The following is a 12,033-nucleotide window of genomic DNA, read 5'->3' on the forward strand; positions in this document are numbered from 1 at the left end:
TTTCACGTGTCCGCTCATCGGTCGTAAATGGCTCCCAAGCTCAATCCGCAACAACTCGCCGCCGTCAAAACCGTGGACCGCCCCTTGCTGGTATTGGCCGGTGCCGGTAGCGGCAAGACCCGGGTAATTACCGAAAAGATCGCTTATCTGGTGCAACAAGGCACCGCGGCGCGGCATATCGCCGCTGTTACCTTTACCAACAAGGCGGCGCGGGAGATGAAAAGCCGGGTCGGCCGCCTGATCGACGACAAGCAAAGCCGCGGGCTACGGGTGTCGACGTTTCATTCCCTGGGTTTGGAAATTCTGCGTAAGGAACACAAGGCGCTGGGTTACAAGGCCGCGATCACTTTGTTCGACGAGCAGGACAAACTGAGTTTGCTGAAACAGCTGATCGGTCATGGCGCCGACGGCTGCGACATCGGCGCCGTCGAGAGTTACAACCATAAGATTGGGCAGTGGAAAAACGCGTTCGTCAGTCCGGAGCAGGCCTTGAGCCGGGCCGACGACGCCGAAACCGCCGCGGCGGCGCGCTTGTATCATCAGTTCAACCGCAGTTTGAAGGCTTATAACGCGGTGGATTTCGACGACCTGATCGGGCTGCCGGTGGAATTGTTTCAACGGTATCCGGAAGTTCTGGAAAAGTGGCAGCATCGGATTCGCTATTTGCTGGTCGACGAATACCAGGATACCAATATCACCCAGTACCAGTTGGTGCGGGCGCTGGCCGGCTCCCTGGGCCGGTTTACCGTGGTCGGCGACGACGACCAGTCGATTTATGCCTGGCGTGGCGCCCAGCCCGAGAATCTGAGCCAGTTGCAAAAGGATTACAGCCGATTGCAGGTGATCAAACTGGAGCAGAACTACCGCTCGGCCGGGCGGATTTTGAAGGTGGCCAACCAGTTGATCGCCAACAATCCGCATACCTTCGAGAAAAAATTGTGGAGCGAACTCGGCTACGGCGAGCCGTTGCGGGTGTTGAGCCATAAGAACGATCTGGCCGAGGCCAAGCAGATCACCGCCGAGATCGTTCACCACCGGTTCAAGACCGGCGGCAGCTACGGCGACTATGCCATTTTGTACCGCGGCAACCACCAGTCGCGACTGTTCGAGAAGGAGCTGCGCGAAAACAATGTCCCCTATTTCATCAGCGGCAGCGCGTCGTTTTTTTCCTTCACGGAAATCAAAGACGTGTTGGCTTATCTACGTCTGCTGGTCAACCGCGACGACGATGCGGCGTTCTTGCGGGTGATCAACACGCCGCGGCGGGAAATCGGACCAACTACGCTGGAAAAATTGGGCGCCTACGCCAACGAGCGGCATATCAGCCTGTTCCGGGCCTGCTCCGAACTGGGCTTGCAGCAGCGGCTGTCGGAAAAGTCGGTGCAGCGTCTGACCCGGTTCTGCGATTGGCTGCGGGACAAGGCGCTAAAGATCGAGCGCGGCGATACCTTTGCCGAGATCGAAAAGATGATCGACGAAATCCATTATCCACAGTGGCTGGACGAGAACAGCAAAACCCCGGCCTCGGCCGAGCGCAAGCTGAAAAACGTCTACGAATTGATCGAGTGGCTGCGGCGCATCGCCACCAAAGAGGAAGGCCGAGAACAGTCGTTGGCGGATGTGATCGCCAAGGTGATGCTGCTGGATATCCTGGACCGCAACCAGGAGGAGCAGGCCGGCGACCAGGTCAGCCTGATGACCTTGCATGCGGCCAAGGGTTTGGAGTTTCCGCACGTGTTTCTGATCGGCATGGAAGAAAACCTGCTGCCGCATCAGAACAGTATCGAAACCGGCAATATCGAGGAAGAGCGGCGCCTGGCTTACGTCGGCATCACCCGCGCCCAACAAACCCTGACCTTCAGTTATTGCACCCACCGCAAGCGCTACGGCGAACTGGCGGAATGCGAACCCAGCCGGTTTTTGAGTGAATTGCCCGAGGAGGATTTGGAGTGGGCCAACAAAAAGCAATTGGCCCCGGAGGAGATCAAGCAGCGCGGCAAGGCCAGCCTGGCCGCGCTGAAGTCGATGTTGGTCTGAAGCTTATTGCAACACCACGAAGAACGCTTCGCCGCCGCGTTGCAGGTTGACCAGCAACGGCGCGTTCGGATTGACCACCTGTTTCATTTCGTCCAGGTTTCTGACTCGGTAACGGTTGGCAGTGACGATGACGTCGCCGGGACGCAGGCCGGTCTTCCAGGCTTTGGAGTTTTGTTCCACTTTCTCGATCAAGATGCCTTCGACTTGATCTTTAGGCGTGACGCCGAGCGTGGCGCCGCTCAACACAGGATGCAGTTTGGCGCCTTCCAGTTGCGGCCGTTTCGGCTTGCCGATCGTGGCTTGCACGGTTTTGCGCTCCTCACCGCGCATGATTTCCAGCTCGGCGGTATCGCCGACTTGCAGCAGGCCGATCGCATTGCGGATTTGGGCGCTGCCGCCTTTCACATCCTGGCCGTTGATCGCAACGATGATGTCGCCCGGTTCCAGGCCGGCTTTTTCGGCCGGCGATCCGGCTTCGACCCGGCTCACCACTGCGCCGTGCTGGCTTTTCAAGGAAAAGGCCTTGACTAAATCCGGCGTCAGATCCTGGGTGGTGACGCCGAGCAGGCCGCGGCGTACCTCGCCGTGCTGCACCAAAGACTCCATCAAACGCATCGCCATGTTGGACGGAATTGCGAAGCCGATGCCGACGTTACCGCCGCTGGGCGCCAGGATCGCGGTGTTCATGCCGATGAACTCGCCGCGTAAATTGACCAGCGCGCCGCCGGAGTTGCCTGGGTTGATTGAGGCGTCGGTCTGGATGAAGTCTTCGTAGCCTTCGATGCCGAGGCCGGAGCGGCCCAGGGCGCTGACGATGCCGGAGGTGACGGTCTGGCCCAAACCGAACGGGTTGCCGATCGCAACTACGAAGTCGCCGACTTTTAATTGGTTGGAATCGGCGACCCTCAGCGCGGTTAGGTTGTCGGCCGGGATTTGGATCACTGCGACGTCGGCTTCCGGGTCGGTGCCGAGCAATTTAGCGGTCAGTTGGCGGCCGTCGGCCAGCGTGACGGTAATCTTGTCGGCTTTGTCGATTACGTGGTTGTTGGTCAACACGTAGCCTTGGTCTTTGTCGATGATCACGCCGGAGCCCAAGCTATTGCGCTGTTGCTGCCGCGGGTTGTTGGGGATATTGAAGAAGCGGCGGAAGATGGGGTCGTTCATCAACGGGTTTTCCTGCATCCGCACATTGGTCGATGTGGAAATGTTGACGACGGCCGGCATGCTTTGCTCGAGCATCGGCGCCAGCGACGGCAGGTTGGTGCCGTCCACTTGCAACGGCAATGCGGCGTTGGTTTGCCAACTACTCAAGCCAAGCAAAAATAGCAGAATCAGTTTGTTCATGGTCGTCTAAATCTCGGGTTGTGGGACGTTGGATTGCCGGCGTTGACAAGCCGGAGCCTAAATTTGTTTCCAAGAGTTTAATTAATAATCGGCTATCATAGGCCATGTTCTGTCGTTGGATTCCATTCACTTCAATCCGCACCTGACTCGTGGCTGTCGACATCCATTCCGCCGAGGGCCGGATTATCCGGCAGTTAATTCCGCTCTCCACGCTGCCGTTCAGTAAATTTGAGGCGATATGCGCGCAAATCAATATCGAATCCGCAGAAGAAGGTAAATTTTTATTTCAACGCGGCGACGAGCGCAACGAGTTGGTCTATTTGCTCGACGGCAGCGTAACTTTGCAGACCGAGGCGCTGAAAATCGAAACCATTAGTGCCGACAGCCCTTCGGCGCGGTTTGCGTTGGCGCACCAGATTCCGCGAAAGGTGAACGCAGTCGCTAATAGTAGAATTCGGTTTTTACGTTTGAATAGCGATGTGGTCAAATCGGCGCAAGACGGTAATTTCGAGGAAAACGAGAGTTTTATGGTGGTAGACGAGGTGGAGGACAACGACGACTGGATGACGACTTTATTGAAGTCGCCGGTGTTTCGGGCGTTGCCTCCGGCCAATCTGCAGAAAATTTTGATCGGCATGCAGGAGTTGCGCGTCGATACCGGGGAAGTGATCGTCAGGCAGGACGACCCCGGCGACTATTTCTACATCATCAAGAAAGGCCGGTGCCAAGTCAGCCGCCGACCGGCGCCGAATGCAAAAGAGATCAGGCTGGCCCAACTCGGCGACCAGGATACCTTCGGCGAGGATGCGCTGATTTCCGGCGAACCGCGCAACGTGTCGGTGACCGCGTTGACCGATGTCAGCCTGTTGCGCTTGTCCAAAGAGCTGTTTCTGACGCTGATCAAACAGCCGACGCTGAAATACATCGATTATAAGGAAGCGCAGGACTTGGTGGCCAAGGGTGCCGATCTGATCGATGTTCGCGAGCCGGACCAATACAAGCCGTCGCATTTGCCGCTGAGTATCAACATCCCGTTTTTTTCGCTGAGGATGCATTTGAAAACCTTGAATAGGCAGCATCCGATCGTGGTGGTTTGCCAGAACGGCAGGATGAGCGAGGCGGCGGCTTTCATCCTGATGCGGCACAAATTCAATGCGCTGATTTTGACCGGCGGTATTGATGCGATCGATCCCGCCCATTTGAAAGCGCCGTCTTCCTTCCCGATCGACGATGGCGTCGAAACCAGTAATTTTCGCGAAGTATCCAGCGAAGCCGGCATGTCCGCCGCTACCAGCCAGGTGTTCGCCGAGGCGTCGTCGTTACAAGACGACATGCTGAAGCTGCGCCGTTACTTGCAGCAACTGAAGACCAAGTACAATATTTTGGAAGCCGAGAAAAAGGCTTTGGAAATGAAGTATATGTCGCTCGCCAAATACGCGGAAAGCCTGAAGGCCGAATTGGCGGAACTGAAGAAAGCCGACAACCGGGGCTGACCGGGTATCCCGGCCGCCCGGAGGGCTAGAAGCGGATTTATTTGATTTTGGCTTCTTTGTACATCACGTGCTTACGGACGACAGGATCGTATTTTTTGATCTCCATCTTTTCCGGCATGGTTTTCTTGTTTTTGGTCGTGGTGTAGAAATGGCCGGTGCCTTCAGTCGAAACCAATTTGATTTTGTCGCGCATTGTCTGTCTCCTTAAACTTGTTCGCCGCGGCTGCGGATGTCGGCCAGAACCGCATCGATGCCGTTTTTGTCGATGATCCGCATGCCTTTCGAAGATACTCTCAAGCGTACCCAGCGGTTTTCGCTTTCAACCCAGAATCTGTGATGGTGCAGATTCGGCTCAAAACGGCGCTTGGTTTTGTTCATCGCGTGTGAAACGTTGTGCCCGCTCAGGGGGCGTTTACCTGTTACTTGGCATACTCTGGACATGACTACCTCAATGCGAGCTTTTGATTCAAAATAGCCGCGCTTTATATCAAAAAAACTTTTCCGGGTAAACCACAGCCCGGAAAATAAATTTGATAAAATCCGCCGCAATTCCACTCGTTTCGCTTACTACAGGACTTTATGGCAATCAAACTCGGCATGGTCATGGACCCCATCGGCCAGATCAATATCAAGAAAGACACCAGTTTTGCCATGTTGCTGGAGGCTCAGGCCCGCGGTTGGGAACTGCACTACATGGAACTGTCCGACCTGTTCATGCACAACGGCCATGCCTATGCCCGCAGCCGCCTGCTCGAAGTCAAGCGTGACGAGCGGCAATGGCATGCTTTCGGCGCCGAGCGGCAGATCGAGCTGTCCGAGCTGGATGTGATCATGATGCGCAAGGACCCGCCGTTCAACCAGGAATACATCTACGCCACTTATATGCTGGAACAAGCCGAGCGCCAAGGTGTGTACGTGGTCAACAAACCGCAGTCGCTACGCGATGCCAACGAAAAAATGTTCACTGCCTGGTTTCCGCAATGCTGCACCGATACTCTGGTGGCGCGGGACCCGCAAAAAATCCGCAATTTTCTGGCCGAACAAGGCGAGATCATTTTGAAGCCGCTGGATGGCATGGGCGGCGCCTCGATTTTCCATGTGCGCGAGGGCGACCCTAACCTGAGCGTGATTCTGGAAACGATGACCCGCCACGGCAGCAGTTACATCATGGCGCAACGTTATTTGCCGGCGGTCAGGGACGGCGATAAGCGAATTCTGATGGTTAACGGCGAACCGGTACCTTATTGTTTGGCGCGGATTCCGGCCAGCGGCGAAAGCCGCGGCAATCTGGCCGCGGGTGGGCGCGGCGAGGGCCGCGAATTGAGCGCGCGCGACCGCTGGATCGCCGAACAGGTCGGACCGACCTTGCGGGAAAAAGGCCTGGTGTTCGTCGGCTTGGACGTGATCGGCGATTATCTGACCGAAGTCAATGTCACCAGCCCAACCTGCGTCCAGGAATTGGACAAACAATTCGGCATCAATATCAGCGCGCAATTGATGGACCATATTGCCGTCCAGGTGCAAGGCTGAAATGCCGGCACCGCAGTTGACACCGACCCCGCTGTCGCAAGGCGACTCGTTGCTCACGGCACTGTTCCTGGCTGCAGTGGTGCATATCGCCATCGTACTCGGGGTCAATTTTACGGCGCCGCAGCCGCCAAAAGTGAACAAGTCGATGGAAATCACCGTGGCGCACACGCCGCTGAAAAAAGCGCCGAAAGATGCCAAGTATCTGGCGGCGGAGCATCAGCTCGGTGCCGGTGACCAAACCAAGAAACCGGAGCCTTTGCAGCATAGAGAAGCGGTTCCTTTGTCGCTGCCCAATCCGCCGCCGAAAAAAGCGCAGCCGCAACCGGCGCCGCTACCGGCAAAACCCGTGACCGAGAAAGTCCTGGTCCAGGCCAAGGCTCCGGTCAAGGTCGTTGTCGAGCCGGAACAGCCGGTACAGACGCCGGAGCCGGTTGAAGTACACGAAGTTGCCCCCAAATTGTCGCCTGAAGCCCTGCAGCAACAAATCGCGCAACTAGGCGAACGGATTCGTAACAGCCAGCAGAGTACCGAAGAATCCAAGATCAAGTTCGTGCATTCGATCAGCACCCACAAGTACCTGGCGGCGCAGTATGTCAAGGACTGGGAGGACAAGGTTGAGCGGACCGGCAATCTGAATTATCCTGAGGCCGCGCGCAAAAAAGGCGCCTCGCAAACCTTGACGATGGATGTCGGTATCAATGCCGACGGCAGTATTTACAGCATGCGGGTTGTCAAATCATCCGGTAATCCGGCCCTGGACGATGCCGCCAAACGCATCGTCAAGATGAGCGCACCGTTTGCGGCATTGCCGGACGAGTTGTTACGGGAAGTGAACGTTTTGGTGATTACCAGGGTCTGGAAGTTCTCGGACGAAACCGGTATGACCGCACGCTAGCCAATGAACGATGCCATGACAGACGTGACTTATTTGAACAATCAGTTTTTGATCGCGATGCCCGGCCTGGCCGACCCGCATTTCTTTCACACCGTTACCTACCTGTGCCAGCACAATGCGGAAGGGGCGCTAGGGATTGTGATAAACCGACCGACCGGCATGAAGTTGAAAGATATTTTCGAGCAGATGGGCATCAAATCCGAAATCGAAGCCGTGTTGAACACGCCGATTTTCGCTGGTGGCCCGGTGCAGCAGGAGCGCGGTTTCGTGATTCATAATGCCTGCGGACAGCGCTGGGATTCCAGCATCTCTACGGCGGAAAACATCACGTTGACCAGTTCCCGCGACATCCTGGAAGCCATTGCCGAAGGCAAAGGCCCTAGCCACTACCTGATCGCACTCGGTTATGCCGGTTGGGGTAGCGGCCAGTTGGAGAAAGAAATCATCGAAAACGCTTGGTTGAATACGCCCTGCGGCGAGGCCATCCTGTACGAGACGCCGATCAACCAACGCTGGAATGCTGCGGCCGGCCAACTCGGTATCGATATCAATCGTCTGACCACGCCGGCCGGACATGGTTAAAATCGACCCGCTGGCTGCCAAATTAAGCAGCGACGCCTATCTGGGATTTGATTTCGGCAATAAGAAAATCGGCGTTGCGGTCGGATATGCCGGCAGCGGCATCGCCAGTCCGCTGCAAACCATTCGCTCGTTAAACCAGGTGCCGGATTGGAACCGGATCGGCCAGCTCATCGCCGAATGGCGGCCGGCCGGATTGGTGGTCGGCATTTCCCGCCAGGCCGATGGCTCAGACAACGTGGTGACGCCGCGGATGCAGAAATTCTGCCGTCAATTGCACGGCCGTTACAATTTGCCGGTGCACCAGATCGACGAAGCGTTGACCACGTTTGCCGCCAAACAGATGCTATTCGACGAACTGCAGCTCAGTGCGACCAAGCTATGGTCGGTACAAGACCAACTTGCCGCCCAATTGATTTTACAAAGTTGGTTTGACCGATAAACGCGGATTTCGGTGCGGATTGGTTATGCCCCGCGGCCGGCCGCCAACAATAACAAGATGCTCAACCACACCATGTCTATCGATTCTTTGAATATCGACGTCCTGCTGGATAACCTGGAACTGGTCATACGCCAGCAGATCGTCGAACGAAAACTGCAAAATCCGTTGTTGATCGGAATTCACAGCGGCGGGGCCTGGATCGCTCGCCACATGCACTTGCGCTTGGGCATCAGCGAGCCGTTGGGTTTGCTGGACATCACCTTTTACCGGGACGATTTTTCCCAAATCGGCATGCACCCCAAGGTCAGGACCAGCCAGTTGCCGCCGCATCTGGAAGGTCGCGATATCATCCTGATCGACGATGTGTTTTACAGCGGTCGTACCAGCCGCGCCGCGCTGAACGAGATTTTCGATTACGGCCGCCCCAACCAGGTAGTGCTGGCGGTGTTGATCGAGCGCAACGGTCGCCAAATTCCGCTGCAGCCGGATTGCCGCGGCATTCGTATCGATCTGGCCGAGGGCCAGCGGATCAAGTTGACCGGTCCCGACCCGCTCGGCATCGAGATTCAAGATCTGGCCGGAGTCGCGGCATGACCCGGCATCTGCAACTGACCGAACAAGGCAGGCTCAAGCATTTTCTGACCATCGAAGGCCTGGATCGGGAGTTGCTGACCGAGATTCTGGACACTGCCGAATCCTTTGTCGGCATGTCCGAGCACCAAGTTAAAAAAGTGCCGTTGCTGCGCGGCAAGACCATCGTCAATCTGTTTTTCGAAAACTCGACCCGCACCCGCACCACGTTCGAACTGGCCGCCACCCGGCTGTCGGCCGACGTGTTGAATATGGATATTGCCCGTTCCGCGACATCCAAGGGCGAGAGCCTGCTCGACACGATCCGCAATCTGGAAGCGATGCAGGTCGACATGTTCGTGGTGCGCCACGCTTTGAGCGGTGCCGCCCATTTCATCGCCCAGCAGGTGGCGCCTCACATCAGTGTGATCAACGCGGGCGACGGCCAGCACGCCCACCCGACCCAGGCCATGTTGGATATGTTTACGATCCGGCAGCACAAGAAACAGTTCGAAGGTCTTAAAGTCGCGATCGTCGGCGATATCCTGCATTCGCGGGTCGCCCGTTCACAAATCCTGGCTTTAAACGCCTTGGGTGTAGCCGAAGTCAGAGTCATTGCGCCGAAAACGCTGTTGCCGGCTCAGGTCAAAACCATGGGCGTGACGCCGATCCACGACATGGACGAAGGGCTGGCCGATGTCGATGTGGTCATCATGTTGCGTTTACAAAAGGAGCGGATGAACTCGGCCTTTCTGCCCAGCGAAAGCGAATTTTTCCGTTGTTTCGGTTTGACCGAAGCCAAATTGCAGCGGGCCAAGCCTGATGCGATCGTGATGCATCCGGGACCGATCAACCGTGGCGTCGAAATTGCCTCCAGCGTTGCCGATGGCCCGCAGTCGGTGATCCTGCAGCAAGTCAGCAACGGCGTGGCGGTAAGGATGGCGATCATGTCGATGACCATGCGAAGCGGAGGTACTGCATGACAAAATTTCAGGACAGAAATTTTGCACCGCCAACGGCGGCCCGGCAGGGTGCCGCACAAGGAGGTGCGGCATGACCAAAATACGAATCGACCACGGCCGCATCGTCGATCCGGCCAACGGCATCGATGCCGTAGGTTCACTTTATATCGCCGACGGCAAAATCGTTGCGGTTGGCGAGGCGCTGGCCGATTTCGATGCCGAACAAACTATCGACGCGACCGGCCAGGTGGTTTGCCCCGGTTTCGTCGACTTGAGCGTGCGCCTGCGCGAACCGGGCCAGACCCAAAAAGGCAATATCCAATCCGAAACCCGCGCCGCGCTGGCCGCCGGCGTGACCTCGTTGTGTTTGCCGCCCGACACCAAGCCCTGCATCGACACGCCGGCCGTGGTCGAATACATCAAAGACAAAGCCGAGCAGGCCGGCTATGCGCAAGTCTACAGTATCGGCGCACTGACCCAACGACTGGACGGCAACGAACTCAGTGCCATGTTCGCTTTGAAGCAGGCCGGTTGCATCGCAGTCGGTAATGCCAGCGCGCCGCTTGGTAATTTGCTGATCTTGCGTCGGGCCATGGAGTACGCCAGCAGCCACGATTTGCTGCTGATGTTCCGCGCCAACGAAGCGTCGTTGTCCGGCAAGGGCTGCGCCCACGAAGGTGCGGTCGCCAGCCGCTACGGCTTGCCCGGCATTCCGGAAGCGGCGGAATCGATTGCATTGGCGCAGTGTCTGGAATTGGCCGAATTGACCGGCTGCCGGGTGCATTTCAGCCAGATCAGTTGCAAGCAATCGGTGATCAAGATCCAGCAGGCCAAGAAGTATGGTTTGAACGTCACCGCCGACGTTGCAATACACCAGTTGCACCTGACCGAAAACGATATCGAACCGTTCGACAGCAATTACCACGTCATGCCGCCGCTACGCGGCACGATAGACCGCCAGTATCTGCGCGAAGCGTTGGCCAACGGTACCATCGACGCCATTTGTTCCGACCATCAACCGCACGATCTGGATGCCAAGCTCGGCGCGTTTCCGGAAACAGAATCCGGCGTCGCAGCGCTGGAAACGCTGGTACCCTTGGGTCTGGCTCTGACCGATCAGCATCGGATCGGCCTGGCGCAAGTGATTGCCGGTCTGACCTGTAATCCGGCCCGAATCTTGGGATTGGCCGCCGGCACGCTGGCAGTCGGAGCCAGTGCCGATATCTGTGTACTCGACCCCGCTTTAGTCTGGCGGGTCGAGCGCCCGTCCTGGCGCAGCGCCGGCTGCAACACGCCATATTGGGGGCGGGACTTGACCGGGCGCGTGACCTACACCCTGCAAGGCGGCCGGATCGCTTACCGATTGCAGGATATTTCGGCAGTTAACCGGGTCTGACTCCTTACCCGTGACGGCGGGCAGCCCTCGCCAAGGATACAAACATGAGTTGCATCAAAAACCGAACCAGCACGTCAGCTTCGACCAGCATCATCGACGATTTGAAGGGCGACCAGTCCTGGCGCATTTTCCGGATCATCAGCGAGTTTACCGAGGGATTCGATGAATTGTCAGGACTGTGCGACGCGATTTCGATTTTCGGCTCGGCCCGCCTGAAACCTGAACATCCCTACTACGCCAAAACCGTGAAAATCGCCGACCTGCTTAGCAAGCAGGGCTTTGCCATTATCAGCGGCGGCGGTCCGGGGGTGATGGAAGCGGCCAATAAAGGCGCGATCGCCAACGACCAACCCTCCATCGGTTTGAATATCGAATTGCCGATGGAGCAAAAGCCCAACCCCTACCAGAACATCGCCTTGAATTTCCGCTATTTCTTCGTGCGTAAGGTCATGTTCGTGCGCTATTCGATCGGTTACGTCTGTATGCCGGGCGGCTTTGGTACGCTGGACGAATTTTTCGAGGCGCTGACCCTGATGCAGACTCACAAGGTCTACCCGATTCCGTTGGTGTTGTTCGGCAGCGATTTCTGGAACGGGCTGATGGACTGGATGAAGGCGAAAATGCTCGAATACGGCACCATTTCCGAAGAAGATTTGGCGCTGATCACCGTCACCGACGATCCGCACGAAGTTGTGAGAATCATGGTCGCCCATCGGGAATGGAAAGACCGGCAACGCAAAAATTAACCAATCCGCAACTTTTCGGCCCCCGGCGGGTCCGATCTC

General features: G+C 57.0%; 13 protein-coding genes. 10 read left to right on the top strand and 3 right to left on the bottom strand.

All coding sequences use genetic code 11. From position 1 onward, the window contains the following. Window positions 1-27 precede the first annotated feature (27 nt). A complete protein-coding gene (rep, locus tag NP603_RS12800) occupies window positions 28-2,037 on the top strand; it encodes a DNA helicase Rep (protein ID WP_256611275.1) in 2,010 nt (669 codons plus the stop codon). A gap of 3 nt (window positions 2,038-2,040) precedes the next feature. Here rep and NP603_RS12805 read toward each other — a convergent pair whose 3' ends face one another. Beyond that, window positions 2,041-3,381 (bottom strand): DegQ family serine endoprotease, encoded by a 1,341-nt coding sequence (locus tag NP603_RS12805; RefSeq protein ID WP_256611276.1) that lies wholly within the window; start codon window positions 3,379-3,381, stop codon window positions 2,041-2,043. Window positions 3,382-3,530: 149 nt separating this feature from the next. Here NP603_RS12805 and NP603_RS22030 point away from each other — a divergent pair, with 149 nt between their 5' ends. Next, a complete protein-coding gene (locus tag NP603_RS22030) occupies window positions 3,531-4,874 on the top strand; it encodes a cyclic nucleotide-binding domain-containing protein (protein WP_256611277.1) in 1,344 nt (447 codons plus the stop codon). Between the two features lie 37 nt (window positions 4,875-4,911). Here the strand turns inward: NP603_RS22030 and rpmG are convergent, their stop codons facing one another. Both rpmG and rpmB read right to left on the bottom strand, forming a co-directional pair. Then, entirely contained in the window at window positions 4,912-5,067 is a 156-nt protein-coding gene (rpmG, locus tag NP603_RS12815; protein ID WP_054762382.1) for a 50S ribosomal protein L33, read from the bottom strand. Window positions 5,068-5,078: 11 nt separating this feature from the next. Further along, window positions 5,079-5,315 (bottom strand): 50S ribosomal protein L28, encoded by a 237-nt coding sequence (rpmB, locus tag NP603_RS12820; protein WP_140912129.1) that lies wholly within the window; start codon window positions 5,313-5,315, stop codon window positions 5,079-5,081. 138 nt (window positions 5,316-5,453) lie between these two features. On the opposite strand from rpmB, the gene gshB reads away from it, so the two are divergent. The 8 genes from gshB (at window position 5,454) to NP603_RS12860 (ending at window position 11,994) form a co-directional block, all read left to right on the top strand. Continuing rightward, window positions 5,454-6,404, top strand: coding sequence for a glutathione synthase (gshB, locus tag NP603_RS12825; RefSeq protein ID WP_256611278.1), 951 nt, complete (start codon window positions 5,454-5,456; stop codon window positions 6,402-6,404). 1 nt (window position 6,405) lies between these two features. Next, window positions 6,406-7,299 (top strand): TonB family protein, encoded by an 894-nt coding sequence (locus NP603_RS12830; protein WP_256611279.1) that lies wholly within the window; start codon window positions 6,406-6,408, stop codon window positions 7,297-7,299. A 15-nt stretch (window positions 7,300-7,314) separates the two neighbouring features. Continuing rightward, window positions 7,315-7,881, top strand: coding sequence for a YqgE/AlgH family protein (locus NP603_RS12835; protein ID WP_371928846.1), 567 nt, complete (start codon window positions 7,315-7,317; stop codon window positions 7,879-7,881). Next, window positions 7,874-8,320 (top strand): Holliday junction resolvase RuvX, encoded by a 447-nt coding sequence (ruvX, locus tag NP603_RS12840; protein ID WP_256611281.1) that lies wholly within the window; start codon window positions 7,874-7,876, stop codon window positions 8,318-8,320. The genes NP603_RS12835 and ruvX overlap by 8 nt, the downstream gene beginning before the upstream one ends. 72 nt (window positions 8,321-8,392) lie before the next feature. Next, window positions 8,393-8,914 (top strand): bifunctional pyr operon transcriptional regulator/uracil phosphoribosyltransferase PyrR, encoded by a 522-nt coding sequence (gene pyrR, locus NP603_RS12845; RefSeq protein WP_256611312.1) that lies wholly within the window; start codon window positions 8,393-8,395, stop codon window positions 8,912-8,914. Further along, the gene (locus NP603_RS12850) at window positions 8,911-9,873 is read left to right on the top strand and encodes an aspartate carbamoyltransferase catalytic subunit (protein WP_256611282.1); all 963 of its coding nucleotides are present in this window, start codon (window positions 8,911-8,913) and stop codon (window positions 9,871-9,873) included. Before pyrR ends, NP603_RS12850 begins: the two co-directional genes overlap by 4 nt. A 70-nt stretch (window positions 9,874-9,943) precedes the next feature. Beyond that, a complete protein-coding gene (locus NP603_RS12855) occupies window positions 9,944-11,248 on the top strand; it encodes a dihydroorotase (RefSeq protein WP_256611283.1) in 1,305 nt (434 codons plus the stop codon). 44 nt (window positions 11,249-11,292) lie between these two features. Then, window positions 11,293-11,994, top strand: coding sequence for an LOG family protein (locus NP603_RS12860; RefSeq protein WP_256611284.1), 702 nt, complete (start codon window positions 11,293-11,295; stop codon window positions 11,992-11,994). Window positions 11,995-12,033: the final 39 nt, after the last annotated feature.

This window comes from Methylomonas aurea, from assembly GCF_024505045.1.
Lineage (GTDB): Bacteria > Pseudomonadota > Gammaproteobacteria > Methylococcales > Methylomonadaceae > Methylomonas > Methylomonas aurea.